This is a genomic window from Herbiconiux aconitum (genome assembly GCF_024979235.1).
Classification (GTDB): Bacteria; Actinomycetota; Actinomycetes; order Actinomycetales; family Microbacteriaceae; genus Herbiconiux; species Herbiconiux aconitum.
On record NZ_JANLCM010000002.1, the window covers coordinates 1,611,790 to 1,637,954 of the forward strand.

At 66.7% G+C, this 26,165-nt stretch carries 27 protein-coding genes and 1 rRNA gene; 2 read left to right on the plus strand and 26 right to left on the minus strand.

The window, feature by feature from the left end; translation table 11 throughout:
- Positions 1-361: 361 nt before the first annotated feature.
- Positions 362-1,885, minus strand: a 16S ribosomal RNA gene (locus N1027_RS19085).
- 571 nt (positions 1,886-2,456) lie between these two features.
- Here N1027_RS19085 and N1027_RS19090 point away from each other — a divergent pair.
- The gene (locus tag N1027_RS19090) at positions 2,457-3,086 is read left to right on the plus strand and encodes a hypothetical protein (protein WP_259510256.1); all 630 of its coding nucleotides are present in this window, start codon (positions 2,457-2,459) and stop codon (positions 3,084-3,086) included.
- Between the two features lie 18 nt (positions 3,087-3,104).
- On the opposite strand, the gene tyrS is transcribed toward N1027_RS19090, so the two are convergent.
- From tyrS to infC, 19 genes are all read right to left on the minus strand, one after another.
- The gene (gene tyrS, locus N1027_RS19095) at positions 3,105-4,412 is read right to left on the minus strand and encodes a tyrosine--tRNA ligase (protein WP_259510258.1); all 1,308 of its coding nucleotides are present in this window, start codon (positions 4,410-4,412) and stop codon (positions 3,105-3,107) included.
- A 43-nt stretch (positions 4,413-4,455) separates the two neighbouring features.
- Entirely contained in the window at positions 4,456-5,049 is a 594-nt protein-coding gene (locus N1027_RS19100) for a DNA-3-methyladenine glycosylase (RefSeq protein ID WP_259510259.1), read from the minus strand.
- Between the two features lie 11 nt (positions 5,050-5,060).
- On the minus strand, positions 5,061-5,222 hold the full coding sequence (locus N1027_RS19105) for a hypothetical protein (protein WP_259510261.1): 162 nt from the start codon (positions 5,220-5,222) through the stop codon (positions 5,061-5,063).
- The gene (gene argH, locus N1027_RS19110; protein WP_259510263.1) at positions 5,222-6,670 is read right to left on the minus strand and encodes an argininosuccinate lyase; all 1,449 of its coding nucleotides are present in this window, start codon (positions 6,668-6,670) and stop codon (positions 5,222-5,224) included. The genes N1027_RS19105 and argH overlap by 1 nt, the downstream gene beginning before the upstream one ends.
- A complete protein-coding gene (gene argF / locus N1027_RS19115; protein ID WP_259510265.1) occupies positions 6,670-7,626 on the minus strand; it encodes an ornithine carbamoyltransferase in 957 nt (318 codons plus the stop codon). The genes argH and argF overlap by 1 nt, the downstream gene beginning before the upstream one ends.
- 53 nt (positions 7,627-7,679) lie before the next feature.
- Entirely contained in the window at positions 7,680-8,900 is a 1,221-nt protein-coding gene (locus tag N1027_RS19120) for an acetylornithine transaminase (protein ID WP_284439266.1), read from the minus strand.
- Complete coding sequence (gene argB, locus N1027_RS19125; protein WP_259510269.1) at positions 8,897-9,814, minus strand: acetylglutamate kinase; 918 nt, start codon at positions 9,812-9,814, stop codon at positions 8,897-8,899. Before argB ends, N1027_RS19120 begins: the two co-directional genes overlap by 4 nt.
- On the minus strand, positions 9,814-10,977 hold the full coding sequence (gene argJ / locus N1027_RS19130; protein WP_259510271.1) for a bifunctional glutamate N-acetyltransferase/amino-acid acetyltransferase ArgJ: 1,164 nt from the start codon (positions 10,975-10,977) through the stop codon (positions 9,814-9,816). The genes argB and argJ overlap by 1 nt, the downstream gene beginning before the upstream one ends.
- Positions 10,974-12,020: an N-acetyl-gamma-glutamyl-phosphate reductase gene (gene argC / locus N1027_RS19135; protein WP_259510273.1), complete on the minus strand. Its 1,047-nt coding sequence runs from the start codon at positions 12,018-12,020 to the stop codon at positions 10,974-10,976. Before argC ends, argJ begins: the two co-directional genes overlap by 4 nt.
- Positions 12,021-12,049: 29 nt before the next feature.
- Positions 12,050-14,581: a phenylalanine--tRNA ligase subunit beta gene (gene pheT, locus N1027_RS19140; protein ID WP_259510281.1), complete on the minus strand. Its 2,532-nt coding sequence runs from the start codon at positions 14,579-14,581 to the stop codon at positions 12,050-12,052.
- Between the two features lie 2 nt (positions 14,582-14,583).
- Entirely contained in the window at positions 14,584-15,624 is a 1,041-nt protein-coding gene (pheS, locus tag N1027_RS19145; protein WP_259510289.1) for a phenylalanine--tRNA ligase subunit alpha, read from the minus strand.
- Between the two features lie 36 nt (positions 15,625-15,660).
- The gene (locus tag N1027_RS19150; protein WP_259510291.1) at positions 15,661-16,596 is read right to left on the minus strand and encodes an amino acid ABC transporter permease; all 936 of its coding nucleotides are present in this window, start codon (positions 16,594-16,596) and stop codon (positions 15,661-15,663) included.
- A complete protein-coding gene (locus tag N1027_RS19155) occupies positions 16,593-17,240 on the minus strand; it encodes an amino acid ABC transporter permease (protein ID WP_259510293.1) in 648 nt (215 codons plus the stop codon). Before N1027_RS19155 ends, N1027_RS19150 begins: the two co-directional genes overlap by 4 nt.
- Positions 17,241-17,307: 67 nt before the next feature.
- Positions 17,308-18,180 (minus strand): glutamate ABC transporter substrate-binding protein, encoded by an 873-nt coding sequence (locus N1027_RS19160; RefSeq protein WP_259510295.1) that lies wholly within the window; start codon positions 18,178-18,180, stop codon positions 17,308-17,310.
- A 78-nt stretch (positions 18,181-18,258) separates the two neighbouring features.
- Positions 18,259-19,038 carry an amino acid ABC transporter ATP-binding protein gene (locus N1027_RS19165; protein WP_259510297.1) on the minus strand — a complete coding sequence of 260 codons (780 nt, stop codon included), beginning with the start codon at positions 19,036-19,038 and terminating at the stop codon, positions 18,259-18,261.
- Positions 19,039-19,131: 93 nt separating this feature from the next.
- Positions 19,132-19,932, minus strand: coding sequence for a TrmH family RNA methyltransferase (locus N1027_RS19170; RefSeq protein WP_259510298.1), 801 nt, complete (start codon positions 19,930-19,932; stop codon positions 19,132-19,134).
- Between the two features lie 51 nt (positions 19,933-19,983).
- The gene (gene rplT, locus N1027_RS19175; protein WP_259510300.1) at positions 19,984-20,370 is read right to left on the minus strand and encodes a 50S ribosomal protein L20; all 387 of its coding nucleotides are present in this window, start codon (positions 20,368-20,370) and stop codon (positions 19,984-19,986) included.
- Between the two features lie 43 nt (positions 20,371-20,413).
- The gene (gene rpmI, locus N1027_RS19180) at positions 20,414-20,608 is read right to left on the minus strand and encodes a 50S ribosomal protein L35 (protein WP_092556969.1); all 195 of its coding nucleotides are present in this window, start codon (positions 20,606-20,608) and stop codon (positions 20,414-20,416) included.
- Between the two features lie 27 nt (positions 20,609-20,635).
- Positions 20,636-21,208 carry a translation initiation factor IF-3 gene (infC, locus tag N1027_RS19185; protein ID WP_372499773.1) on the minus strand — a complete coding sequence of 191 codons (573 nt, stop codon included), beginning with the start codon at positions 21,206-21,208 and terminating at the stop codon, positions 20,636-20,638.
- A gap of 258 nt (positions 21,209-21,466) precedes the next feature.
- Between infC and N1027_RS19190 the strand changes: the two genes are divergently transcribed.
- Positions 21,467-21,805 (plus strand): DUF1844 domain-containing protein, encoded by a 339-nt coding sequence (locus tag N1027_RS19190; RefSeq protein ID WP_259510310.1) that lies wholly within the window; start codon positions 21,467-21,469, stop codon positions 21,803-21,805.
- Here N1027_RS19190 and N1027_RS19195 read toward each other — a convergent pair.
- Genes N1027_RS19195 through N1027_RS19220 form a run of 6 tightly spaced genes read right to left on the minus strand, consistent with a single transcriptional unit; the run spans position 21,798 to position 26,159 of the window.
- Positions 21,798-22,589 (minus strand): SseB family protein, encoded by a 792-nt coding sequence (locus tag N1027_RS19195; protein WP_259510497.1) that lies wholly within the window; start codon positions 22,587-22,589, stop codon positions 21,798-21,800. The two genes, N1027_RS19190 and N1027_RS19195, sit on opposite strands and share 8 nt — an antisense overlap.
- Positions 22,582-23,328 carry a bifunctional 1-(5-phosphoribosyl)-5-((5-phosphoribosylamino)methylideneamino)imidazole-4-carboxamide isomerase/phosphoribosylanthranilate isomerase PriA gene (priA, locus tag N1027_RS19200; RefSeq protein WP_259510312.1) on the minus strand — a complete coding sequence of 249 codons (747 nt, stop codon included), beginning with the start codon at positions 23,326-23,328 and terminating at the stop codon, positions 22,582-22,584. The genes N1027_RS19195 and priA overlap by 8 nt, the downstream gene beginning before the upstream one ends.
- A 53-nt stretch (positions 23,329-23,381) precedes the next feature.
- Positions 23,382-24,029, minus strand: coding sequence for an imidazole glycerol phosphate synthase subunit HisH (gene hisH, locus N1027_RS19205; RefSeq protein ID WP_259510314.1), 648 nt, complete (start codon positions 24,027-24,029; stop codon positions 23,382-23,384).
- 13 nt (positions 24,030-24,042) lie between these two features.
- Positions 24,043-24,648, minus strand: a complete 606-nt coding sequence (gene hisB, locus N1027_RS19210; protein WP_259510316.1) for an imidazoleglycerol-phosphate dehydratase HisB — start codon at positions 24,646-24,648, stop codon at positions 24,043-24,045.
- Entirely contained in the window at positions 24,645-25,757 is a 1,113-nt protein-coding gene (locus tag N1027_RS19215; protein ID WP_259510323.1) for a histidinol-phosphate transaminase, read from the minus strand. Before N1027_RS19215 ends, hisB begins: the two co-directional genes overlap by 4 nt.
- A 54-nt stretch (positions 25,758-25,811) precedes the next feature.
- On the minus strand, positions 25,812-26,159 hold the full coding sequence (locus N1027_RS19220) for a LysM peptidoglycan-binding domain-containing protein (protein WP_259510325.1): 348 nt from the start codon (positions 26,157-26,159) through the stop codon (positions 25,812-25,814).
- Between the last annotated feature and the right edge of the window lie 6 nt (positions 26,160-26,165).

A 26,165-nucleotide genomic window follows, 5' to 3' on the forward strand; every position in this document is an offset into this window, starting at 1 on the left:
GAAGGGTTCTTGTTGATCTTTGTGATTCAGGACAAAGTCCTGAATCTAAGATGCTCGCGTCCACTGTGTAGTTCTCAAAGTACGGGCGGTACCCTCCGCGCAACCCTCAATCTAAAGGGAAACAACGAAAGGCCCTGAGGTTGGTCCACCTCCGCCGAAGCGAAGGAGATCCGGTCCCTCAGGACCCAACAGCGTGCATATGCAACCACCCCCGTGCCGGCCCGTTCCAAACTCCGAAGAGTCGTACTAGCGCTAACGCGGTTCCTGCTGCATCAATGTCAATGTTCCACCCATGAGCTACCAGCGAGAACGTATGTCTCGATCTGGCATGCCTGGACACCGAAGTGCCAGTGCTCCTTAGAAAGGAGGTGATCCAGCCGCACCTTCCGGTACGGCTACCTTGTTACGACTTAGTCCTAATCACCGATCCCACCTTCGACGGCTCCCTCCACAAGGGTTGGGCCACCGGCTTCGGGTGTTACCGACTTTCATGACTTGACGGGCGGTGTGTACAAGGCCCGGGAACGTATTCACCGTGGCGTTGCTGATCCACGATTACTAGCGACTCCGACTTCATGAGGTCGAGTTGCAGACCTCAATCCGAACTGAGACCGGCTTTTTGGGATTCGCTCCACCTTACGGTATTGCAGCCCTTTGTACCGGCCATTGTAGCATGCGTGAAGCCCAAGACATAAGGGGCATGATGATTTGACGTCATCCCCACCTTCCTCCGAGTTGACCCCGGCAGTCTCCTATGAGTTCCCACCATTACGTGCTGGCAACATAGAACGAGGGTTGCGCTCGTTGCGGGACTTAACCCAACATCTCACGACACGAGCTGACGACAACCATGCACCACCTGTTTACGAGTGTCCAAAGAGTTGACCATTTCTGGCCCGTTCTCGTATATGTCAAGCCTTGGTAAGGTTCTTCGCGTTGCATCGAATTAATCCGCATGCTCCGCCGCTTGTGCGGGCCCCCGTCAATTCCTTTGAGTTTTAGCCTTGCGGCCGTACTCCCCAGGCGGGGAACTTAATGCGTTAGCTGCGACACGGAGACCGTGGAATGGTCCCCACATCTAGTTCCCAACGTTTACGGCGTGGACTACCAGGGTATCTAATCCTGTTCGCTCCCCACGCTTTCGCTCCTCAGCGTCAGTTACGGCCCAGAGATCTGCCTTCGCCATCGGTGTTCCTCCTGATATCTGCGCATTCCACCGCTACACCAGGAATTCCAATCTCCCCTACCGCACTCTAGTCTGCCCGTACCCACTGCAGGCTGGAGGTTGAGCCTCCAGTTTTCACAGCAGACGCGACAAACCGCCTACGAGCTCTTTACGCCCAATAATTCCGGACAACGCTTGCACCCTACGTATTACCGCGGCTGCTGGCACGTAGTTAGCCGGTGCTTTTTCTGCAGGTACCGTCACTTTCGCTTCTTCCCTACTAAAAGAGGTTTACAACCCGAAGGCCGTCATCCCTCACGCGGCGTTGCTGCATCAGGCTTGCGCCCATTGTGCAATATTCCCCACTGCTGCCTCCCGTAGGAGTCTGGGCCGTGTCTCAGTCCCAGTGTGGCCGGTCACCCTCTCAGGCCGGCTACCCGTCGTCGCCTTGGTGGGCCATTACCTCACCAACTAGCTGATAGGCCGCGAGTCCATCCTTGACCGAAATTCTTTCCAACCGCAGAAGATGCCTTCGCGGTTCGTATCCGGTATTAGACGTCGTTTCCAACGCTTATCCCAGAGTCAAGGGCAGGTTACTCACGTGTTACTCACCCGTTCGCCACTGATCCAGAGAAGCAAGCTCCTCTTTCACCGTTCGACTTGCATGTGTTAAGCACGCCGCCAGCGTTCGTCCTGAGCCAGGATCAAACTCTCCGTAAATGTTTACGCACAGACACGACCACCGGAATAGGCGGACCGCGCTGCAAGTTTGAAACTGACAGAACAAATCATTACTGACTTGCTTTGTTGTTCTAAATGTTTCCCAAAAGGAATCCCTCTCCGACCAAAGCCGAAGCGGGGTTTTTGGCATATGACATTGTGCACGCTGTTGAGTTCTCAAGGATCGGATGCTCCAAAAACCAGGCCTTCCAGCCATCGTTCCGGGCAACTTCTCTATATTACCTGCTCCCAACCCCATGTCAAATCGGCCGTTGCGCGGTGAGATCAGATCTCTGCGCACCGAACTCGAGACTTCTGGAGTGGGTGTCTTACATCCTAGGCGTCTAGGCACAGAACTACTAGGTAGAGTGTGCCTTTCGGCGGATGAAGTGGCCCCCGCTTGAGGCCGGGAAGCTCTTCCGCTTTCCGCACCTTTGGGGTGACGAGTTAGTAGATTACGCGGGTGTTTCGAGAGGCCGCAAATTGCGACGCATCCCGGGCGTGTCGGCCTGATTTCTCGCGGATGTAGTCTCAAAGGGACAGATTGTCGCAAGAGAGGAAACACCCACTGATGGTGTACACGGTAATGGCGACACGAGGTCCGGGTGATGCGCAGGATGCGCTCTACCCCTCTGTGGACGCGAAGTTCACGATCGTCGAAGAAGACCGGGACGGCATCGCTCCGGTCTGGCACGCGGCATCCGCCGTTCGGGTCGATGAGAGCGCCGGCAGCACGGAAACGCCCACCGGCGCCGTGGGCTCGTCGTTCGCGATGACGGATGCGCGCGTCTTGATCCGCGCATCCACGGGCACGAAGAAGAGCGAGGTCGAGGTCGGCCACGTGCGCTACCCCTGGATCCAGGAAGTGGGCTACCACCAATCGACGGGCGTCGATGATCCCGGAGTGGTGCAGTTCACGGTGCACCTGCGCGGAGACGACGACGTGATCGTGCGTCGGTCGGTGTCACTCGAGGTCGGCAAGTCGGGCGACCCCCGTGCCATCGCCTTGCAGGCCGCGGTGAAGATCGCCGATTACCGCCTCGCGACCACGCCCAACCTCAGCGATGACAAGCGCTGGACCCTGGCGAAGCTGCGCACCCCGAAGCCGCCGGTTCGTGAAGAAGCGCAGCTCACGCTCATCCGTCTTCCGGGTTCGGTGCATGTGAGCGCCGACACCGCGATCCCCGTCACCGTCGGGTGACCGGCCGGGCGGGTTCGGTCAGCTGATCGTGACGCCGGCGAGAGTCTTCTTGCCGCGACGCAGCACCGCGAACCCGCCCGCCAACGCGGCACCACCGAGAGACGCGCTCTCGTCGGTCACCTTCGCGTTGTTCAGATAGACCCCGCCTTGCGCGATGGCGCGGCGGCCCTCCCCCAGGCTCGAGACGAGTCCGGTGTCGAGCAAAGCCTCCACCACCGTCGTCGCCCGGGTGACCGGGACGTTCGGCAGTTCGGCGATCGCCGCACCGAGCGTCGCCGCATCCAGTTCGGCCAGCTCGCCCTGACCGAAGAGGGCGGCCGCCGCCGCGATCGCCGCATCCGTCGCCGCGACCCCGTGCACCAAGGCCGTCACCTCGTAGGCCAACGCCCGCTGCGCCTCGCGCCGGAACGGCTCGTCGGCCACCGCTTGCGCCAGGCGCTCGATCTCGGCACGCGGCCGGAACGAGAAGATCTTCAGCCGGTCGATCACGTCGGCGTCGTCGGTGTTGAGCCAGAACTGATAGAACGCGTAGGGACTCGTGAGCTCCGGATCGAGCCAGATCGCATTTCCCTCGCTCTTGCCGAACTTCGTGCCGTCGGAGTTCGTGATGAGCGGGGTGCCGATGGCGTGCACGCCGACATGCTCCGCGCGATGGATGAGGTCGGTGCCGCTCGTGAGATTGCCCCATTGGTCGCTGCCCCCGGTCTGCAACACGCAGCCGTAGCTCCGGTAGAGCTCGAGATAATCGAGCCCCTGCAAGATCTGGTAGCTGAACTCGGTGTAACTGATTCCCGCATCCGAGTTCAGCCGAGCGGAGACTGCGTCTTTCTTCAGCATCGTGCCGACCCGGAAGTGCTTGCCGATGTCGCGCAGGAAGTCGATGGCCGAGAGCGGCGCCGTCCAGTCGAGGTTGTTCACCAACCGGGCGGCGTTGTCGCCGTCGAAACTCAGGAACCGCGCCACCTGGCCCTGGAGGTAGCCCACCCACTCGGCCACGGTGTCTTTCGTGTTGAGTGTGCGCTCGGCGCTCGGCCGAGGATCGCCGATCAGCCCGGTCGATCCGCCTACCAGGCCGAGCGGCTTGTGCCCCGCCAACTGCAGACGACGCATCACCAGCAATTGCACCAGGTTGCCCAGATGAAGGCTCGGGGCGGTGGGGTCGAATCCGCAGTAGAAGGTGATCGAGTCGCCCGCCAACAGCGCCTTCAACTCCGCCGGATCGGTGGAGACGTGCACCAGGCCGCGATAGACCAACTCGTCCCACACATCGTCGAACGACGCATCGTTCTGCTGCGCGATCACGGGCGGGGTGACTGACTCTGACACGGTATTCGAGCCTACCAGCGCGCTGGGAGACGGTCGGTCCGGGTCACGCCTTCGGATGCCGTTTGTAGGGCGAGACGGTCGGGTCGCCCTCCAAGAAGTAGCGCCACTCGAACGGCTGCCGGCCGCCGGCTCCGCTCACCCCGGTGCGGAGGCTCGTGGCGATGCCGGAGGCGCGGGCGGGTGGGAACTCCAGCGAGAACGGTTCGCGGTCGAGCGCCGCTCCGTTGTCGGCCATCGCGATGCCGAGCGCGCGCACCAGCCGGGCGGGGCCACGAGCGAGCTCGGCGTCGTTCTTCGCCGTGGTGCGGCGCTCGCGTGCCAGGTCGATCCCCTCGACGACCTCGCCCCCGCGGAGCAGCACGGCGGTCGCTTCGCCCGGCGGCGAGCAGACCACGTTCGCGCACACGTGCATCCCGTAGGTGAAGTACGTGTACAGGTGGCCCGGCTCGCCGTACATGACCGAGTTGCGGGCGGTCTTGCCGCGGAAGGCGTGCGATCCCGGATCGAGCCCGTCACCGATGTAGGCCTCGACCTCGGTGATGCGGATGGCGACCGCGCCTGCCGGCGAGTCGTGGCGGAACACCGCGCCCAGCAACAGCGGAGCGATCTCCAGCGAGGAAGCAGCGAGGTCGACCACGGGATGCCGGGTCAGAACAGACGGACGCCGAGCGAGAGGCTGACCACGATGCCGGCGATCACCACGACACCCGCCAGGGCGATGATCAGCCAGACCACGCGGTTCGGCAGCGGACGCCGCCAGAATCCGGGATCGCCGGGTTCGCGCTCGGGCTTCGGGTTCTTGTCGTTCATCAGGCGCCTCCGGGTAGGGCTCCGGTTTGCGAGACGAGTGCCCGCACCCGTTCGGTCAGGGCGGCCAGTTGCTCGCGCACCCGCACTCCGGCGGTACCGCCGGAGCCGTCGCGGCTCGCCACCGAACCCTCGATGGTGAGCACGGAGCGCACCTGCGGAGTGAGGTGCGGCGAGATGGCGGCGAACTGCTCGTCGCTCAGCTGGTCGAGGTCGAGGTCGTGGTCTTCGGCGAACTTCACCAGCGTGCCGGTGATCTCGTGCGCATCGCGGAAGGTGACGTGCTGCTTCACGAGCCACTCCGCGACATCCGTCGCCAGCGAGAAGCCCTGCGGCGCCAGCTCGGCCATCCGCTCGGTGTGGAAGGTGAGCGTGGCGACCATGCCCGTGAAGGCGGGAAGCAGCACCTCGAGCGTCTTGATCGAATCGAAGACCGGCTCCTTGTCCTCCTGCAGATCGCGGTTGTAGGCGAGAGGAAGGCCCTTCAGCGTGGCGAGCAGTCCGGCGAGATTGCCGATCAGACGGCCCGCCTTGCCGCGGGCGAGCTCGGCGATGTCGGGATTCTTCTTCTGCGGCATGATCGACGAACCGGTGGAATACGAATCCGAGAGCGTGACGAAGCCGAACTCCTTCGTGTTCCAGATGATGATCTCCTCCGCGAACCGCGAGAGGTCGATTCCAATCTGGGCGGTGACGTAGGCGAACTCTGCCACCACGTCACGCGAGGCGGTGCCGTCGATGGAGTTCTCGACTCCGTGCGCGAAACCGAGGTCGTGGGCGACGAGCTCGGCATCGAGACCCAAGGTGTTGCCGGCCAACGCGCCGGAGCCGTAGGGCGACGCGTTGGCCCGGGCATCCCAGTCGCGCAGCCGCTCGATGTCGCGCACCAGTGGCCAGCAGTGCGCGAGGAGTTGATGCGCGAGCAACACGGGCTGGGCGTGTTGCAGGTGGGTGCGGCCGGGAAGGATGGCGTCGAAGTTCGCGTCGGCCTGCGAGGCGGTGGCATCGATCAGGTCGACGAGGAGCCTCGTGAGCGTCGCCGCATGATCGCGCAGGAGCATCCGCACCAGCGTGGCGATCTGGTCGTTGCGGCTGCGGCCGGCGCGGAGCTTGCCGCCGAGCTCTGGCCCGGAGAACTCGATCAAGCCGCGTTCGAGGGCGGAGTGCACGTCTTCATCCATGGGCTGCGGGGTGAACTCGCCGCTGTCGACCGCGGCCGCGAGGTCGTCGAGTGCCTGCAGCATGCCGGCAAGCTCGGTCTCGTCGAGATACCCCGCGCGGGCGAGCGCCTTCGCATGAGCGCGCGAACCCGCGATGTCGTACTGCGCGAGCTGCCAGTCGAAGTGCGTCGAGCGGCTGAGTTCGGCAAGCTCCGGAGCGGGGCCGCCGGAGAAGCGGCCGCCCCAGAGGGCGCCGGCTTCGGCGGCCCGTGACGAGACGTCGTCGCTCATCAGAACCCCGCCTTTCTGGCGGGAGCGGACTGCTCGTTCTGCTCGAACAGCCAAACCAGCAGCGCCTTCTGGGCGTGCAGACGGTTCTCCGCCTCGTCCCAGATGACGCTCTGCGGTCCGTCGATCACCGAGGCGGCGACCTCGTAGCCGCGGTCGGCGGGGAGACAGTGCAGGAAGAGAGCGTCGCTCTTGGCGCGCGCCATCATCGCCGGATCGACCTGGTAGCCGCCGAACGTCTTCACACGCTCGGCCTTCTCGTCTTCTTTGCCCATCGACACCCAGGTGTCGGTGACGATGACGTCGGCATCCTCCGCGGCCTCCGCCGGATCGGTCAGCACGGTCACCGATCCCCCGGTCTCTGCTGCTCGCTTCTCGGCATCGGCGACCACGGATGCGGCGGGCGAGTACTCGACGGGACTCGCGACCCGCACGTGCATTCCGGCGGTCGCGCCCGCGAGCAGGTAGGACTGCGCCATGTTGCTCGCCCCGTCGCCGAGGAATGCGACGGTCAAGCCGGCCAGCTCGCCCCGGTGTTCGCGGATCGTCAGGAAATCGGCCAGCAGCTGACAGGGGTGGAAGTCGTCGGACAGCGCATTGACCACAGGCACCCGAGTGCCGGCCGCCATCTCCTCCAGCCCCGACTGCGCGTAGGTGCGCCAGACGATCGCCGCGACCTGGCGCTCGAGCACCCGTGCGGTGTCGGACGCCGTCTCCTTGCCGCCGAGCTGACTCGACGCAGTGGAGATGATGAGCGGCACACCTCCGAGATCGGCGATCCCGACCGCGAACGACACCCGCGTGCGGGTGGACGACTTGTCGAAGATCACCGCGACGGTCTGCGGTCCGGCCAACGGTTTCGCCTGGAAGCGGTCCTTCTTCAGCTCGACGGCGAGGTCGAGGATCTGTTGCTGCTCGGCCGGCGTGATGTCGTCGTCGCGAAGGAAGTGCCTGGTCATGGTTCGCCTCAGGGTCGAGTTCAGGTTCGTCGAAAGGATCAGGATAGCGTCGGTCAGTCGGCGACGACGGCGTCGAAGGCTCGTCGGAGCCGCTCGGCGAACACACGCACCTCGTCGTCGCCGATGATCAGCGGTGGTGCGATGCGGATGCTGGAGTCGTTCGGCGCGTTGATGATGAGACCGTTCGCGAGGGCCCCATCCGAGATCTGGCCGGCAACGGGCTCGGTCAAGCCGATGCCGATGAGCAGACCCTGGCCGCGGATCTCCTCGACCAGCGGCGACTCGAGACCGTCGATCACAGCTCGGAGTTCCGTGCCGCGCCGCGCCGCGTTCTCCACGAGCCCGGCCGACTCGATCTCGCCGAGCACCGCGTTGGCCGTGGCGGTGGCGAGGGGGTTTCCACCGAAGGTGCTGCCGTGCTGACCGCGCGTGAAGAGGTCGGAGGCCCAGCCGAAGGTCACCAGGGATCCGATCGGGAAACCGCCGGCCATTCCCTTCGCCACGGTGACCGCATCCGGAACCACCCCGTCGTGCATGTAGGAGAACCAGGCGCCGGTGCGGCCAACGCCGGTCTGGATCTCATCGACGATGAGCAGCGCTCCGTGCTGCTCCGTGAGCTCGCGGGCCCGCCGCAGGAAGCCCTCGGGCAACGGCAGAACGCCCGCCTCGCCCTTGATGGGCTCGACGAAGAGGGCGGAGACCGAGTCGTCGATCGTGGATTCGAGCGCCTCGATCGTGGTGTCGATGTGCACCACCCCCGAGGGCATCGGCTCGAAGGGCTCGCGCATCGCGGGCTTGCCGGTGAGGGACAGCGCCCCCATCGTGCGCCCATGGAATCCGTTGTTCAGAGCGACGATCTTCGTGCGGGTGCCGGAGGAGTTCAACCGCGCCAGCTTGAAAGCTGCCTCGTTCGCCTCGGCACCCGAGTTGCAGAAGTAGACGCGCCCTCCCACGCCCGCGCCGGTGATGCGCTTCAGCCGTTCGGCGAGCTCGATCTGCGGCGGAGTGGAAAAGTAGTTGGAGACATGGGCCAGGGTCGCCGCCTGGCGGGAGATCGCGTCGACGAACACCGGATGGGCATGGCCGAGTGAGTTCACCGCGATGCCCGCGAGGAAGTCGAGATATTCGGTGCCCTCGTCATCCCAGACGTACGCGCCCTCGCCGCGCACGAGCATGCGAAGCGGCGACCCCATCGTACGCATCAGGGAGGAGCCGAATCGGCTCTGCCATGGGGTGTCCGTCTCAGCGCCTGGCACGAGTGGCCTCCGGTTCAGTGGGCGGCCGCCGGCACGACCTCCGTGCCGACACCGCCCGGGGTGAATACTTCGAGAAGGATGGAGTGCGCCTCGCGGCCGTCGATGATCGCGGCCTTGGCCACACCGCCGTCGACCGCTTCGAGGCAGGCCGACATCTTGGGGATCATGCCGGACTCGAGGCTCGGCAGCAGGGCGCGCAGCTCCTCGCTCCCGATCACCGAGACGAGCGATTCGCGGTTCGGCCAGTCGCTGTAGAGCCCCGCGACGTCGGTCAGGATGACGAGCTTCGCCGCGTTCAGCGCGACCGCCAGGGCCGCCGCCGCGGCATCCGCGTTGACGTTGAGCACCTGGCCGGGCTCGTCGATGTCGGGGGCGATCGAGGAGACCACCGGGATGCGCCCGGCGTCGAGCTGCGCGAGCACGCCCTCCGGGTTCACGCCCACCACGTCGCCGACGAGCCCGAGATCGACGAGCTCGCCATCGATCTCGACCTGACGCTTCTGACCCTCGAACAACCCCGCGTCTTCGCCCGAGAGGGCCGCCGCGAGCGGGCCGTGCTCATTGATGTGGCTCACGATGTCGCGACTGATCTGGCCGGTGAGCACCATGCGCACCACGTCCATCGCCTCCGGGCTCGTGACCCGGTAGCCACCACGGAACTCGCTCTCGATGCCGAGCCGCTCGAGCATCTGCGAGATCTGCGGCCCCCCGCCGTGCACCACGACCGGACGGATGCCCACCGAACGCAGGTAGACGATGTCTTCGGCGAAGGTGCGTTGCAGATCGGGGTCGACCATGGCGTTGCCGCCGAACTTCACCACGATGACCTGCCCATGGAAGCGCTTCAGCCAGGGCAGCGACTCGATCAGCGTCTGCGCCTTGACGTGCGCGAGCTCGGCAGCGGCGGCGGAGGGAACGGCGTATTCGGGCATCAGCTGGCGTACGCGCTGTTCTCGTGCACGTAGTCGTGGGTGAGGTCGTTGGTCCAGATGGTGGCCGAAGCCGCGCCTTGCTTCAGATCGATCAGGATCGTGCAGGCGCGCGGCGTGAGGTCGACCAGCTCGCGGTCGTCTCCGGGCTCGCCCGCGCGGCACACCATCACGCCGTTCATCGAGACGTCGATCGCGTAGGGGTCGAACGCGGCATCCGTCGTTCCGAGGGCCGCGAGCACGCGACCCCAGTTCGGGTCGTTGCCGAAGATCGCGGCCTTCAGGAGGTTGCTGCGCGAGACGGCGCGGCCCACCACCACGGCGTCGTCTTCGCTCGCGGCGTTCACGACCTCGATCGCGATATCGTGGCTCGCCCCCTCCGCGTCGCGCTGCAGCTGCAGGGCGAGGTCGCGGCAGAGCGCGGTGAGGCCCTCGGTGAACTCGGCCTCGTCTGCGACGACTCCGGAGGCGCCGGAGGCGAGGAGGGCGACCGTGTCGTTGGTCGACATGCAGCCATCCGAGTCGACGCGGTCGAAGGTGACGCGGGTGGCCGAGCGGAGCGCGCGGTCGAGCACCTCCGGGCCGAGGTCGGCATCGGTGGTGATGACGACCAGCATCGTCGCTAGGCCCGGTGCGAGCATCCCGGCCCCCTTCGCCATACCCCCGATCGACCAGCCGGCGGCCGACTCGACGACGGCCTCCTTCGGATGCGTGTCGGTGGTCATGATGGCGGTCGCCGCATCCGCTCCCCCGGTCTCCGCGGAGAGCGCGGCGACGGCGGCGGGAACGGTGTCGACGATCTTGTCGCGGAAGATCTGGTCGCCCACGCCGATCAGGCCCGTGGAGCACACGAGCACGTCGGACGCCGAGATGTCGAGCGCTGCGGCAACGGCCTCGGCGGCGGCGTGCGTGGTCTGGAAGCCGAAAGCTCCGGTGAAGCAGTTCGCGCCCCCGGAGTTGAGGATGACGGCCTCGACCGTGCCGTCTTTCACCACCTGCTCCGACCAGAGAACCGGATTCGCCTTCGCGCGGTTCGAGGTGAACACCGCGGCAGCACTCCTACGCGGCCCGTCGTTCACCACCAGAGCCAGATCGCGGGCACCGGTCGATTTCAGGCGTGCGACGACACCCGAGGCGCGGAACCCGGCCGGCCGGGTGACGCTCACGGCGCGAGCCCATCGATGCTGAGACCGAGCCGCTCCGGGAGGCCCAGCGCGATGTTCGTCGACTGGATGGCGGCCCCGGCCGTTCCCTTCACCAGATTGTCGAGCGCAGTCACGCTCACGACACGCTCGGCCGCTTCGTCGACCGCGAGCCCGATCAGCGCGGTGTTGGCGCCGATCGTGTCGCTGACGGAGGGGAAGGATCCCTCGGGCAGCAACTCGACGAAGGGCTCGTCGGCGTAGGCGAGCTCCCACGCCGAACGAACGTCGGCGGCGCTCACCCCCGGCTGCAGGCGAGCGGTCGAGGTGGCCAGGATGCCGCGGGCCATCGGCACGAGCACGGGGGTGAACGAGACCGTCACGGCCTCACCGCCCGCACCCGTGAGGTTCTGCACGATCTCGGGCACGTGCCGGTGGGTGCCGCCGACGCCATAAGCGTGCGCCGAGCCGAGCAGCTCACTCGCGAGCAGGTCGGTGCGCAACGTCTTGCCGGCGCCGGACGGACCGACGGCGAGCACAGCGACCAGGTCGATGGGCTGGATGACGCCGGCGCGGATGCCGGGTGCCAGCCCCAGGCTCACGGCGGTGACGTTGCAGCCGGGAACGGCGATGCGGTTCACGCCGACGAGGTTCTCGCGCTGCTTGGCGCCGGAAGCCAGCACCAGCTCGGGCAAGCCGTAGGGCCAGGAGCCATGGTGCTCCGACTTGTAGAACTGCTCCCACGCGCTCGCACTGACCAGCCGGTGGTCGGCGCCGCAGTCGACCACAAGGCTCGCGTCACCGAGTTCGTCGGCCAGCGCGCCCGACTTGCCGTGCGGCAGTGCGAGGAAGACGACGTCGTGGCCCTTCAAGACATCCGGGGTCGTCTCCTGAAGCACCATTCCCCGGTAGGAGCGCAAGTGGCCGTGCACGCTCGTGAGCTGCTGGCCCGCGTTGGCGTGCGCCGTGACGGTTCGCACCTCGAACTCCGGATGCGCGCTCAGCAGACGGAGCACCTCGCCCCCGGCGTATCCGCTGGCTCCCGCCACCGCGACTGAATAGACCATGAATCCAATCTAGCCGTATCGTCCTGGCCCTATTCCCGCACCGTCGCCGAGTGGAGTTCGGCGGCGCGGGCAGCACCCGCGAGCTTCGCAGCACTGGCCTCGGCGGCCGTGAGGGTGCGATCGGGCGCCCGGAAACGGAGGGCGAAGGTGAGCGACTTGGCGGCATCCGGAAGTCCGACTCCGCGGTAGTCGTCGACGAGACGGATGCTCTCCAAGAGCTCGCCCGCTCCCTCGACGATCGCGCGCCGCACCTCGCCCGCCGGCACGTTTTCGGCCACCACGAGCGAGAGATCTTGAGTCGCCGCGGGGTAGCCGCTGATCGGGGCGACCTCGATCGTCGAACCGGCCACGGCGATCAGCACATCGAGGTCGAGTTCGGCGACCGCGACGACGCGCGGCAGGTCGAGCTCGTGGGTGAGGGCGGGAAGGATCTCACCGGCGAATCCGACGCTCTTCTCCCCCTCCGGTGTCTCGACGAAGATCTCGGCGGTGCGGCCCGGGTGCATCGACTTGTGGAGACCCGGTTCCACCCGCAGCTCGACGGCGAGCGCCGACTCGAGCAGGCGCACCACGTCGAGCGCGTCGGCGATCCCGACGGGCACGGCCGGCTGCCCGGGCTGCTTGTCGACGGCATTTCCGAGAAGCAGCACGCCGACATGACGGGGCTGCGGCGGGATGCCCGCGTGCAGCCGCCCGAGATCGTCGTCACTCGGCAGCGCGGCACCCACCGGCAACTCGGGCTGACCGTAGCTGCGCCCGGCTTCGGGACGGAAGACCAGACCCAATTCGAACAGGGCGAGGTCGGTGAGGCCGCGCGACAGGTTGCGGCGCGCGATGTCGATGAGCCCCGGGATGAGCGAGGTGCGGAGCAGAGCCGCGCCCTCATCGAGCGGGTTGGCGACGCGGATGGCGGGAACCTCGCCGTCGTCGGGGCTGCCGAAGGCGGTGTTCTGCGCCGCGTTCAGGAACGGGTAGGCCAGCACCTCGGTGAGGCCGCCGGCAGCGAGCACATCCGCTGTTCGACGGCGGGTGACCTGCGACACCGTGAGACCGCGCCCGGGCGGAGCCACCGGCAGCACGCTCGGGATGCGGTCGTAGCCCACGATGCGCGCCACCTCTTCGGCGAGCGAGGCCTTGTCGATCAGGTCGGGGCGCCACGAGGGCGGGGAGACCTCGAAGCCGGCGGCGTTCTCTTCCACCACCGATCCGATCTCGGCCAAGGAGCTCGCGATGTCGTCGGGTGTGAAGTCGACCCCGACCAGGCGCTGCACGTAGCCGAACGGCAGCATGATCGAGCCGAGTTCCGGATGCTCGTGGTGCACCGAGCCCAGACCGTCGGCCGTGCCACCGGCGAGCGTCTCCAGCAGTTCCACCACTCGGGCCGCCGCGGGCTGCGCGACTTTCGGATCGACGCCGCGCTCGAAGCGGCGCGAGGCCTCGCTCGGCAGCTTGTGGCGCCGGGCGGTGCGCGCGATCGACACGGGGTCGAAGTTCGCGGCCTCGATCAGCACGTTCGTGGTGGCGTCGGAGATCTCGGTGGCCGCGCCGCCCATCACGCCAGCGAGGCCGATGGCCCCGCGGTCGTCGGTGATGAGCAGGTCTTCGGGGTCGAGCGTACGGGTCTGACCGTCGAGCGTTTCGAGGGTCTCCCCCTCGGCGGCGCGACGCACCACTATGCCGCCCTGCAACGCATCCAGGTCGTAGCCGTGGATGGGCTGGCCGAATTCGAGCATCACGTAGTTCGTGATGTCGACGATCAACGAGATCGAACGGATGCCCGCGAGCTTCAGCCGCGCGATCAGCCAGGCCGGCGACGGACGGGTGGGGTCGACTCCCCGCACCACACGGGTGACGAAGACGGTGGCGCCGACGCGGCCACGGATCGGGGCCTCGTCGTGGATGGCCACCGGGAACCCGGTTCCCACCACCGGCGTGACGCGTGCGACCGGGTCGCGGAAGGCCGCTCCGGTCGAGTGCGAGTATTCGCGGGCGATTCCGCGGATCGAGAACGCGTAGCCGCGATCGGGCGTGACGTTGACCTCGACGGCCTGGTCGTCGAGGCTCAGCAGGGCGATCGCATCCGTTCCCACTTCGGGATCGAGATCGAGCGTCGCGAGCCTCAGGATGCCGTCGTGCTCGTCGCCCAGGCCGAGCTCGCGCGCCGAAGCGATCATGCCGTCGGAGACGTGGCCGTAGGTCTTGCGCGCCGCGATGGCGAAACCGCCGGGCAGCACCGCACCCGGGAGGGTCACCACCACCTTGTCGCCGATCTCGAAGTTGCGGGCGCCGCAGACGATGCCCCGCACATCCGCTCCCCCGTCGGCTGCGCTCTGGCCCTCGGGCGCCACCCGCACCTGACACCAGCGGATGGTCTTGCCGTTGGACTGCGGTTCCTCGACGAACTCGAGCACCTGCCCCACGACGATCGGGCCGCTGAGGTCGAAGTCGTGCGAGCCCTCTTCTTCGAGACCCACCTTCACCAGGGCGGCGTGGATGTCGGCGATGTTCGCGTCGGCCGGGAGGTCGACGTACTCCGCGAGCCAGCTGATCGGTACCCGCACGACTAGACCACCATTCCGAACTGCTGTGAGAACCGCACGTCACCCTCGACCATGTCGCGCATGTCGTTGAGGTCGTTGCGGAATTGGAGAGTGCGCTCGATACCCATACCGAAGGCGAAGCCCGAGAACTCGTCGGGGTCGATGCCGGCCGAGCGCAGCACATTGGGGTTCACCATGCCGCAACCGCCCCACTCCACCCAACGCGCCCCGCCCTTGGCGTTCGGCTGCCAGACATCCATCTCGGCACTCGGCTCGGTGAAGGGGAAGTAGTTCGGGCGCAGACGGATCTTCGCCTCCTCGCCGAACATCTGCCGGGCGAAGTGCTCGAGCGTGCCACGCAGGTGAGCCATGGTCAGGCCCTTGTCGATGGCGATGCCCTCGACCTGGCTGAACACCGGGGTGTGCGTGGCGTCGAGCTCGTCGGTGCGGTAGACCCGGCCGGGTGCGATGACGTAGACCGGCAGCTCGCGCTCGAGCAGGCTCCGCACCTGAACGGGGCTGGTGTGCGTGCGGAGCACGAGGTGCGACTCCGGCGGGTCGATGAAGAAGGTGTCCTGCATCGCGCGTGCCGGGTGGTCGGCATCGAAGTTCAGGGCGTCGAAGTTGAACCACTCGCTCTCGACCTCGGGGCCCTCGGCGACCTCCCACCCCATGCCCACGAAGATGTCGGCGATGCGGTCTTGGAGGAGCGACAACGGATGCCGGGCTCCGATCCGGCGCCGGGTGGCGACGGCCGTCACGTCGATCGCTTCGTCGGCAAGGCGTCCAGCCTCTTCGAGCGCCACGACCTCGGTTTCCCGAGCAGCGATCGCCTGGTTGACCCGCGCGCGGGCCTGCCCGACCAGCTTGCCGGCGGCAGCCTTCTGGTCGCCCAGGAGCGACTTGATGGCGGCGTTGAAGGTGGCCAGCGGCGAGTGCTCGCCGGCGTGCTCGGTGCGCACGGCGCGGAGGGCCGCCGAATCGGTGGCGGCTTCGAGAGCTGCGAGCGCCGCGTCGACAGCGTCGCTCACCGCCGACTCGGTTATTGCGATGGGTTCAGACACGAAGGATAAGTTTACGCGGCATCGCGAGCCGCCGTTCTACTCGGTCGTGCGGTTCTCCGGATTGCCTCCCGGCGCATCCGCCGGCGCCGGCAGAATCAGCACACGCCCGCCGGTCTCGGCCCCATCGGTGATGACGATGGGGCCGGCGCCACCGCCGCGACCCCGCCGCTGGCGGGCCAGCCGGCGAGCCACCCACGACAGCGACAGGTTGACCGCGAGGTAGATGACCAAGGTCACGATGAACAGCGAGAAGAGGTAGCGGTTGCCGTAGAAGCTGGCGAGGTTGTTCATCGTGGTGCGGATCAACTCGTTGTAGCCCACGATGTACCCGAGGCTGGTGTCTTTCAGCAGAACCACGAGCTGCGCCACGATCACCGGCAGCATCTGACGGAAGGCCTGCGGGAACTCGACCGACATCTTGGTCTGCAGCCGGGTGAGGCCGAGGCTCAGTCCCGCCTCGCGCTGACCGCGCGGCAACGACGCGAGTCCTGACCGCAATGCCTCGCCGATGATGGCGCCGTTGTAGATGCCGAGGGCGATCACCACGGCCCAGAACGCGCCGGTCGAGGCGACGAGCAGGATGAACAGCATCATCAGCAGCACCGGCATGCCGCGGAAGAATTCGAGCACGACGGTGGTCGGGATGCGCACCGCGGCATAGACGGACGTGCGAAGCATCGCGAAGAGCACGCCCACCACGAGCGCCATCGCGGCCGCGACGGCCGCAGCCCTCAAGGTGTTGAGGAGACCCTGACCGATGAAGCCCCAGACCTGGGGGTCGGCGAAGATGTCCCACCGGCTCGGCGCGAAGTACCCCGGAAGTTTGAGGCCCGACGACTCGCGGGGCTGCGCGAGGGTGAACGCGATCCAGACCACTCCGGCGATCAAGACGGCGAGCACGATCAGCGAGATGATCAGCGATCGCCGCCGCGTTTTGGGACCGGGAGCGTCGAAGAGAACGGAAGCACTCATCGCTGCACCACCAATCGTCGTTCGAGTCGGCCGGAGAGGATGCCGAGCGGAATCGTGACCACCAGGTAGAAGGCCGCGATGGCCAGCAGGATGGCGATGACCGCGTTCCCGTTCGCGTTGGACAACTCCTTGGCCACCGTGAACAGCTCCACCACGAAGAAGCCGCCGGCCACCGAGGTGTTCTTGGTGAGGGCGATCAACACGTTGATGAGTGGTGGGATGACCATCCGGAACGCCTGCGGAAAGATGATCAGCGTCACCGATTGCCGGAAGCCGAGCCCGAGGCTCCGCGCAGCCTCGGCCTGCCCCACCGGCACCCCGTTGATGCCCGACCGCAACGCCTCGGCCACGAAGGGCGAGGTGTAGAGCGTGAGCCCGATGATGGCGCAGGCGAGGTAGGGCAGGGTCGATCCGAGGTAGGGCAGGATGATCGCGCAGAAGAACAGCACCAGCGTGAGCGGTGTGTTGCGCAGGGTCTCGGTGTAGAAGGCGGCGAAGCCGTTCAACGAGGGCACCGGCGCGATGCGCATGGCCGCCACCACGGTGCCGAGCACGAGCGCACCCGTGCCCGACACCACGAGCAGCAGCAGAGTCATGCCGAATCCGTCGAGGAACCTGGGCAGGTTCTCGATGATGGCGTTCATCCGCATCCGTTCATTGGCCGCAATCGTTCATGTGGTGGCAGTCGTTCCTCTGGTGTGGGTCGGCGCGTCAGTAGCGATCGACGGCCGGCGGGTCGACGAACTCCAGCACCTGGCCGGCCGTGGAGTCCCAGGCCTCCTGGTAGCTGCCGTCTTCATACGACTTCTCGAGCACGTCGTTGATGTAGTCGCGGAACTCGGTGTCGTCGAGCGCGAGACCGATGCCGTAGGGCTCATCGGTGAACGGCTTGCCGACCACCTTGAACTCGCCCTCGTTCTGGGCGGCGAGACCGGCCAGGATCACGTTGTCGGTCGACACGGCGACCACCTGACCGCTCCGCAGCGGCTCAAGGCAGTTGGTGTAGGTGTCGGTGAGCAGCGGCTGGGCGCCGATCTCGGCGAGTTTGGCGGCCGGGGTCGATCCAGTCACCGAGCAGACCGGCTGGCCCACCAGGTCGTCTTCGGTCTTGATGTCGTCGTTGTCGGCCTTGACCAGGATCGACTGACCCGCCATGTAATACGGGCCGGCGAAGGAGACGACCTCCTTGCGCTTGTCATTGATCGTGTAGGTGGCGACCACGAGGTCGACCTCGCCGTTCTGGATGAACGGTTCGCGGTTGGCCGAGACGGCCTCTTTCCACTCGATCTTGTCTTCGGGAATGCCGAGGCTCGACGCGATGATCTTGCCGATCTCGATGTCGAAGCCCACCGGCACGTTGTCAGGGCCGAGCAGACCGAACAGCGGCTGGTCGAACTTGGTGCCGATCGTGATGGTGCCTGCGTCGGCCAGCGCTGCCATCGTCGACCCTTCGGCGAAGCTCGGCGCTGGTTCGGGGGTGGATATGGAGTCCTCGGTGGCGGGATCGGTCGACCCCGCACATCCGGTCAGAACGACCGCGGTGGCCGCGGCGAGTGCGAAGAACGACAGCTTCGTGTGCCTCATGGTTCGTACCTCTCTTCGTGCTGTTCAGCTGGTGCTACGTGCATTCCCCGCAACGGCTGTGCGCGGGGGTGTTCCCGCCTAGTGGGCGAGGATCTTCGAGAGGAAGTCTTTCGCTCTCGGTGACTTGGGGGCGCCGAAGAACTCCTCGGGCGAGGCTTCTTCTTCGATGCGGCCGTCGGCCATGAAGATCACCCGATCAGCCGCCTTGCGGGCGAAGCCCATCTCGTGGGTGACGACGATCATGGTCATGCCGTCTTTGGCGAGACCGACCATCACGTCGAGCACCTCGTTGATCATCTCCGGGTCGAGAGCGCTGGTCGGCTCGTCGAGCAGGATGAGTTTCGGCTCCATCGCGAGCGACCGGGCGATGGCCACGCGCTGCTGCTGACCACCGGAGAGCTGCGCCGGGAGCTTCTGCGCCTGATCGGCCACGCCCACCCGCTCGAGCAAGGCCATCCCGCGCTCCTCGGCAGCCTTCTTCGAGAGCTTGCGCACCTTCATCGGCGCGAGGGTCACGTTCTCGAGCACCGTCTTGTGGGCGAAGAGGTTGAACGACTGGAACACCATTCCGACATCGGCCCGCAACGTGGCCAGCTCGCGGCCCTCGTTCGGGAGCGCGATGCCGTCGATGGAGATCGTGCCCGAGTCGATGGTCTCGAGCCGGTTGATGGCTCGGCACAGCGTCGACTTGCCGGAGCCCGAGGGGCCGATGACGACCACCACTTCGCCGCGGGCGACCGTGGTGTCGATGTCTTTCAGGACGTGGAGATCGCCGAAGTGCTTGTCGACGTGATCGATGACGACGAGGGGATCGGCAGCACCCCCTGTCCCTCGAACGGGGGTGGTGTGCGCATCCATGATGCCTTACCCAACCACACCCGTTCCAGGCTCAGCAACGAGTAATCGACGACTGTAACCGAAGCGAAACACGAGCGGCACGGATCGGGCGGTTCAGGAGCGCAGTGCGAAGGCACTTTCGTACAGACAGACGGATGCCGCCGTGGCGAGATTCAACGATTCCGCCTGGCCGTAGATGGGCAGCGAGACGGCGCGATCGACCAGGGTGAGCTGTTCGTCTGCGAGCCCTCTCGCCTCGTTGCCGAACACCCACGCGGTGGGGTTGCCGAGGAGTCCGGCGGTGCGCACGTCGAGCAGGTCGTCGCCCTTGATGTCGGCGGCGAGCGTCTGGAGGCCCGCCTCACGGGCGCGCTCCACGACGTCGGCCAGAGTCGCCTCCATGGCGACCGGCAGGTGGAACAACGACCCGGTGGTGGAGCGCACGACCTTCGGGTTGTACAGGTCGACGGAGCGGCCGGTGAGGATGACGGCATCCGCACCCGCCGCATCCGCCGCCCGGATGATGGTGCCCGCGTTGCCGGGGTCGCGCACCTCTTCGAGGATGGCGATCAGCCGCGGGCCCGCGGAGAAGATGTCTTTCACGGCCGTGGGGAACTGCTTGCAGACCGCGACGAAGCCCTGAGGCGTGACCGTGTCGGCCATGGCGTCGAGCACCTGCTCGGTGACGAACTCGACGTTGATGCCGGCGGACTCCGCGGCCTGAGCGATCTCGGTGTAGCGCTCGAGAGCGGTGGGGGTCGCGAAGAGCTCGACGAGCAGGTGAGGGCTGAAGGTCAGTGCCTCGGAAACGGCCTGCGGCCCCTCCAAGAGAAAGAGCCCGGTCTCGGACCGGGCTCCCTTCTTGGCGAGTTTCGCCACTGCCCGAACGCGCGGTGATCGCGGATTGTCAAGCATGTGGCGCTCTCTTTTTTCAGTTCTCGTGGTGAGGTTCGTGAAGGATTCTGACTACGCAGCGCTCTTCGGCGCAGAGGTGTCAGCCGGCAGAGCCGACTTCGCGCTCTCGACCAAAGCGGCGAAGGTCGCCGGCTCGTTGACGGCCAGCTCCGCGAGGATGCGGCGGTCGACCTCGATGCCCGCCAGAGCGAGGCCCTGGATGAAGCGGTTGTAGGTCAGGCCGTTCAGACGCGACGCAGCGTTGATGCGCTGGATCCACAGACGGCGGAAGTCGCCCTTGCGCGCACGGCGGTCACGGTAGGAGTAGACGAGGGAGTGGGTGACCTGCTCCTTGGCCTTGCGGTAGAGGCGCGACCGCTGACCGCGGTAGCCCTCTGCGCGCTCGAGGATGACGCGACGCTTCTTGTGGGCGTTGACGGCCCTCTTTACTCTTGCCATTGTTCTTTATTCCTTCTGGTCTCTGGTCGGCGGCAGTCGGTGACTACAGGCCGAGAAGCTTCTTGGCAACCTTGGTGTCGGCCTTCGACAGCACCTGGTCTTTGTTCAGGCGAGCCTTGCGCCCCGGGGCCTTGACCTCCAGGTTGTGGCGCATACCGGCCTGCTGCTTCATGATCTTGCCGCTTCCGGTGACCTTGAAACGCTTCTTGGACCCGGAGTGGGTCTTCATCTTGGGCATTGGTTCTCCTTGTGTGTTCTGGCTCGGTTACTCGGCCGGTTCGGCCGGAGTGGTCTGTTCAGCCGGGGCTGCTTCGTGGTTACGGGCCTTGGTGGCGTCGCGCTTGGCGTTCGCCTCGGCCTTGGCCTCGGACTTGTTCTTCAGCGGGCCGATGACCATGACCATGTTGCGGCCATCGATCGTGGGGCTCGACTCGACGGTGCCGAACTCGGCCACGTCTTCGGCAAAGCGCTGCAACAGGCGCACACCCTGGTCGGGGCGGGACTGCTCACGGCCGCGGAAGAGGATCATCGCCTTGACCTTGTCGCCAGCCTTGAGGAACCCTTCGGCGCGCTTGCGCTTGGTCTCGTAGTCGTGGACGTCGATCTTCAGACGGAACCGCACCTCTTTGAGGATGGTGTTCGCCTGGTTGCGACGGGCTTCCTTGGCCTTCTGCGCGGCTTCGTACTTGAACTTTCCGTAGTCCATGATCTTCGCGACCGGAGGCTTGGAATTGGGCGCGACCTCGACGAGGTCGAGATCTGCTTCCTGGGCAAGCCGAAGGGCGACGTCGATACTGACGACGCCGACCTGCTCGCCGCCTGGGCCCACGAGGCGCACCTCGGGGACTCGAATACGGTCGTTTGTACGGGGATCGCTGATGCGTTACTCCTTAGTTTCGTTCGTTGTCACGAAAGCAAGGAATCCCGCGTGCGCGCCCTCGTACTGCTGGGCGACAAAAACACGGTGCTTTGACCCGGTAACCTAATGAAGCGGTATGCGCGGGTGGGAGATTCTCCACTTTCGTACTGAGACCAAAGGTCCCAGAGCCTCAGAGAGTCTAGCAGAGACTCGTCGAAACAGTAAGGATGTCTCGCGATGAGCGATTTCCATGATGCCAGCGCGATCCGGGACATCGCGGAGGTGCCCGCGATCGAGGTCATCACCACCACGGCGGTGCACCTGATGAGCGCGGCCGCCGTGAAGTGCGGGCTCTCCGACGACCCCGATGTGGAGACCGACCTCGATGAGGCGCGCAAGCTCATCACGGCCCTGGCGGGACTCGTGACCGCATCCGCCCCGTTCCTCGGAGACCAGCACGCCCGCAGCCTGCGTGACGGGCTGCGTTCGCTGCAGCTGGCGTTCCGCGAGGCGTCGCCCATTCAGGACCCGGTGGGCGAGGGACCGGGCGAGAAGTACACCGGTCCGGTCAGCTGACGGCGGTCAGCTTCACACCGAGCGAATCGACGCGCTCGGCGATAGTCGCATCCTGCGCCCACGCATCCTGCAGCCGGCCGACCAGGGCACCGAGCGCCGCCTGATCGAGGCCGGGCAGCAGGGCGAGCAGCACGACGAGTTCACGACCGCTCAGCCGCGCATCCGGATCACCCGCCACCAGCCGGAAGGCGGCGATTGCGGGTTCGCCGGAGATCGAACGCTCGAACGCGGCAGCGACCGCGGGGTCGGCCGTGGGCGCTTGCCAGGGCAGATCCTGCGCGATCGCCCAGACGGCTGGGCGCCGCAGTGCGAACTCGGTCGGCGAGCCCGGATCGATGACGATGAGCTCGGTGTCCTCCGCCGCCGCCGCCAGGGCTGCTCGGCGGGCCGCGACCGGGATGGGGCGCGCCGTCGGGTTCCAGACCGCCAGCGCTTCCACCGACGTGAAGGCGGGCAGCACGCGGCGGCCGTCGGGGCCGCTCACCGTGACGAGGGAGAGCTCCTGCGTCTTGTCGACGCGGAGGCCGGCATCCGTCACCCCCTCGTCGCCCGCATGGGCGACCAGCGGCACCAGGAGGCGAACGCCCCGGAGGGCGTCGACGACATCGGACTGACTCGCGCCATCGTTGTCGCGGTCGTCACGGAAACGTTGGATGGCGGCGATCAGCTCCTCGGGAGCGCTGCCGTCGTCGTTCTCACTGCCGTGCGACTCGAAGTGCCGACCCTTCCACGGCTGGCCCGCGGAGTCGCCGGGCCCGGGCGACGGATGCCCGTGCTCAGTCAGACGCCACGTCCAGTGCCTGGGCCAGCGTGAAGGCTCCGGAGTAGAGCGCGCGACCCACGATCGCGCCCTCGAGACCGAGCGGCACGAGTGCGCGCAACTCGGCGATGTCGTCGAGACTCGAGATGCCCCCCGAAGCGATGACGGGGCGCGAGGTGCGCTCCATCACCTGGCGCAGCAGCTCGACGTTCGGGCCCTTCAGCGTGCCGTCTTTCGTGACGTCGGTCACGACGTATCGCGCGCAGCCGGCCTCTTCGAGACGGTCCATGACCTGCCAGAGGTCACCACCGTCTTGGGTCCAGCCGCGGGCCGCGAGCGTCGTGCCGCGCACGTCGAGGCCGACGGCGATCGCGTCGCCGTAGCGGGCGATGACGTTGGCGGCCCACTCGGGGTTCTCGAGGGCGGCGGTGCCGAGGTTGATGCGCTTCGCCCCGGATTCGAGCGCCGTCTCGAGGCTCTCGTCGTCGCGGATGCCGCCCGAGACCTCGACGTTGACCCCTCGGGCCTGGCGGATGACCTTCTTGATGATGCCGAGGTTGCTGCCGCGCCCGAACGCCGCGTCGAGGTCGACGAGGTGGATCCACTCCGCACCCTGCGCGATCCAGTCCGCCGCCGCGTCGACCGGATCACCATGGTTGGTCTCGGTGCCGGCCCTGCCCTGGGTCAGCCGCACGGCTTTGCCGTCGGCGACGTCGACGGCCGGAAGCAGCACGAGACCGGGCGCTTTGTTGAACTCGCTCATCACAGGGTGTCCTCGGAAGTATGGAACGGGCGCAGAAAACGCCCCTGGGAAATCTACCGCAGGGTGCCGATCCAGTTCGCCATCAACCGGATGCCGGCGTCTCCCGACTTCTCCGGGTGGAACTGCGTGGCCGAGAGCGGCCCGTTCTCCACCGCGGCCACGAAGCGCGAGCCGTGCTCGGCCCAGGTGACCAGCGGCGGGCGGTGCGTCTTGTCGGGGGTGAGGTGCCAGTCCTGCGCGGCGTAGGAGTGCACGAAATAGAAGCGCTGATCCCGGATGCCCGCGAACAGCACCGAATCGGCCGGCGACTCGACGGTGTTCCAGCCCATGTGCGGCACCACCTCGGCGTCGAGCCGTTTCACGGTGCCGGGCCACTCGGCGAGGCCCTCCGTGTCGACGCCCCGCTCGATGCCGTCGGCGAACATCACCTGCATGCCGACGCAGATGCCGAGCACCGGTCTCCCACCCGCGAGCCGCTTGTCGATGATCTCGCCGCCGCGAACGCCGTTCAGCTGCTCCATCACGGCGCTGAACGCGCCGACGCCCGGCACGACCAACCCGTCGGCCTCCAGCGCAGTCGCGCGATCGGCCGTGACGGTCACGTCGGCGCCGGCACGCTCGAGTGCTTTGGCGGCGGAGTGGATGTTGCCGCTGCCGTAGTCGAGAACGACGACCGACGGACGGCGCTGCGGGTCGCTCATGCGCGCATCCGGATCACAGGGCGCCCTTGGTCGACGGCACGCCGCTCACGAGCGGATCGAGCGCCTTCGCCTGGCGGAACGCCCGCGCGAACGCCTTGAACTCGGCCTCGGCGATGTGGTGCGGATCACGGCCGCCGAGCACGGTGAGGTGCACCGTGAGCCCGGCGTTGAAGGTGATGGCCTCGAAGACGTGACGCACCATGGCGCCCGTGAAGTGGCCGCCGATGAGGTGGAACTCGAACCCGGCCGGCTCCCCCGAGTGCACGAGGTAAGGGCGGCCCGAGATGTCGACCACGGCCTGCACGAGCGCCTCGTCGAGCGGCACGAGAGCGTCGCCGAAGCGCGAGATGCCCGTCTTCTCGCCCAGCGCCTGACGGATGGCCTGACCCAGCACGATCCCGACGTCTTCGACCGTGTGGTGCACGTCGATCTCGATGTCGCCTTTCGCCCGCACAGTGAGGTCGGTGAGGGAGTGTTTCGCGAACGCCGTGAGCAGGTGGTCGTAGAACGGCACCGACGTCTGGATGTCGGAGACGCCGGTTCCGTCGAGGTCGAGGGTGAGGTCGATCGACGACTCGCTCGTCTCCCGCTGGAGGTGGGCGGTGCGGGGTTCAGTCATGGCACGATCCTACCGAGAGGCCGTTCGACACTCTCCGCCGTCAGTTCGCGCATGGCGTCGAGGAACGCTGTGGTCTCGGCCTGTGTGCCCGCGCTCACCCGCAGGTGACCCGGGATGCTGAGGTTGCGGATGATGATGCCCCGCTCGATCAGCCGGTCGAACAGCCACTCCGGGTCGTCGACCCCGCCGAACAGCACGAAGTTCGAGGCGCTCGGCCACGGTGAGTAGCCCAGCGCGCTGAGGCCCTCGATGATGCGGTCGCGCTGGGCCTTGATGTCGTCGACCATCGCGAGCATCTCGGGGGCGTGGGCCAGGGCGGCAACGGCCGCCGCCTGGGTGAGTGCGGAGAGGTGGTAGGGCAGGCGCACAAGACGCAGGGCATCCGTCACCGCCGGGTCGGCCGCGAGGTAGCCGAGGCGGGCACCGGCGAAGGCGAAGGCTTTGCTCATGGTGCGGGAGACGATGAGACGCGGCCGCCCCTCGAGCAGGCTCAGTGCATCCGGTTCGTCGCTCGGCGTGAACTCGGCGTAGGCCTCGTCGACCACCACGATGCCGTCGGTCGCGTCGTATGCCGCCGCGATCGTATCGAGACCGAGCGCGGTTCCCGTGGGATTATTCGGCGAGCAGAAGAAGACGATGTCGGGATTCGTGCGCTCGATCCAGTCGACCGCGGTCTCGGGCGAGATCTCGAAGCCCTCGTCGCGCTCCCCCGCGATCCAGCGGGTGCCGGTGGCGGCGGCGATGATCGAGTGCATGGAGTAGGTGGGCGGGAAGCCGAGCACCGAACGGCCGGGCCCGCCGAAGGCCATCAGGATCTGCTGCAGCACTTCGTTGGAACCGTTGGCGGCCCAGATGTTGTCGCGCGTGAGGCCGGCACCGAGGTAGCCGGCGAGCGAGTCGCGCAGAGCGGTGAACTCGCGGTCGGGGTAGCGGTTGACGGTGAGCAGCTCGCGGGCGATGGACTCGATGATGTCGCGCGCCACGTCTTCGGGAATCGGATGGGTGTTCTCGTTGACGTTCAGTTCCACCGGCAGGTGCAGGTGCGGAGCGCCGTAGGGGCTGAGACCGCGGAGGTCGTCTCGAATGGGCAGATCATCGAGTGAAGTCACCCGAGGAATTCTACCGCCCGAGGTCGGCCGACTCGCCCCGTCGACCTTGACGGATCAGTTCGCCAAATCGACCGGAACGGCGATGCGCTGGCCCGGCTGCACCGAGGACTCGTGCAGCTGGTTGAGGCTCATGATCTCGGCGATCACGTCGCGCGGGTCGGCATCCGGCGCGATCGTCTCGGCGATGCCCCAGAGGCTCTGCCCGGCCTGGACCGTCAGGTAGTCGAAATCAGCCGATCCGGCGCTGCCCGTGGCGATGGCGGACCCACCGCTGAACATCGCGAGCAGGCCGAGCACGGTGATGGCGGGAAGAGCGATCACCACAGCGAGAACTTTGCGACCACGGGACGTGATGCGCAGCCGAGTGGCGTGTGCGGTTCCGAGAGGTGCTGCGTAGCTCATGATTCC

Excerpts from the sequence above, each read along its gene's own strand:
- priA (WP_259510312.1), bottom strand. The coding sequence starts at position 23,328 with ATGAGCGAGTTCAACAAAGCGCCCGGTCTCGTGCTGCTTCCGGCCGTC.
- argF (WP_259510265.1), bottom strand. The coding sequence starts at position 7,626 with ATGACCAGGCACTTCCTTCGCGACGACGACATCACGCCGGCCGAGCAG.
- N1027_RS19105 (WP_259510261.1), bottom strand. The coding sequence starts at position 5,222 with ATGAACGACAAGAACCCGAAGCCCGAGCGCGAACCCGGCGATCCCGGA.
- hisB (WP_259510316.1), bottom strand. The coding sequence starts at position 24,648 with ATGACTGAACCCCGCACCGCCCACCTCCAGCGGGAGACGAGCGAGTCG.
- N1027_RS19190 (WP_259510310.1), top strand. The coding sequence starts at position 21,467 with ATGAGCGATTTCCATGATGCCAGCGCGATCCGGGACATCGCGGAGGTG.
- N1027_RS19170 (WP_259510298.1), bottom strand. The coding sequence starts at position 19,932 with ATGCTTGACAATCCGCGATCACCGCGCGTTCGGGCAGTGGCGAAACTC.
- hisH (WP_259510314.1), bottom strand. The coding sequence starts at position 24,029 with ATGAGCGACCCGCAGCGCCGTCCGTCGGTCGTCGTTCTCGACTACGGC.
- rplT (WP_259510300.1), bottom strand. The coding sequence starts at position 20,370 with ATGGCAAGAGTAAAGAGGGCCGTCAACGCCCACAAGAAGCGTCGCGTC.
- N1027_RS19150 (WP_259510291.1), bottom strand. The coding sequence starts at position 16,596 with ATGAGTGCTTCCGTTCTCTTCGACGCTCCCGGTCCCAAAACGCGGCGG.
- argB (WP_259510269.1), bottom strand. The coding sequence starts at position 9,814 with ATGCCCGAATACGCCGTTCCCTCCGCCGCCGCTGCCGAGCTCGCGCAC.
- N1027_RS19165 (WP_259510297.1), bottom strand. The coding sequence starts at position 19,038 with ATGGATGCGCACACCACCCCCGTTCGAGGGACAGGGGGTGCTGCCGAT.
- argH (WP_259510263.1), bottom strand. The coding sequence starts at position 6,670 with ATGAGCGACGACGTCTCGTCACGGGCCGCCGAAGCCGGCGCCCTCTGG.
- N1027_RS19090 (WP_259510256.1), top strand. The coding sequence starts at position 2,457 with ATGGTGTACACGGTAATGGCGACACGAGGTCCGGGTGATGCGCAGGAT.
- rpmI (WP_092556969.1), bottom strand. The coding sequence starts at position 20,608 with ATGCCCAAGATGAAGACCCACTCCGGGTCCAAGAAGCGTTTCAAGGTC.
- argC (WP_259510273.1), bottom strand. The coding sequence starts at position 12,020 with ATGGTCTATTCAGTCGCGGTGGCGGGAGCCAGCGGATACGCCGGGGGC.
- N1027_RS19220 (WP_259510325.1), bottom strand. The coding sequence starts at position 26,159 with ATGAGCTACGCAGCACCTCTCGGAACCGCACACGCCACTCGGCTGCGC.
- N1027_RS19155 (WP_259510293.1), bottom strand. The coding sequence starts at position 17,240 with ATGAACGCCATCATCGAGAACCTGCCCAGGTTCCTCGACGGATTCGGC.
- N1027_RS19160 (WP_259510295.1), bottom strand. The coding sequence starts at position 18,180 with ATGAGGCACACGAAGCTGTCGTTCTTCGCACTCGCCGCGGCCACCGCG.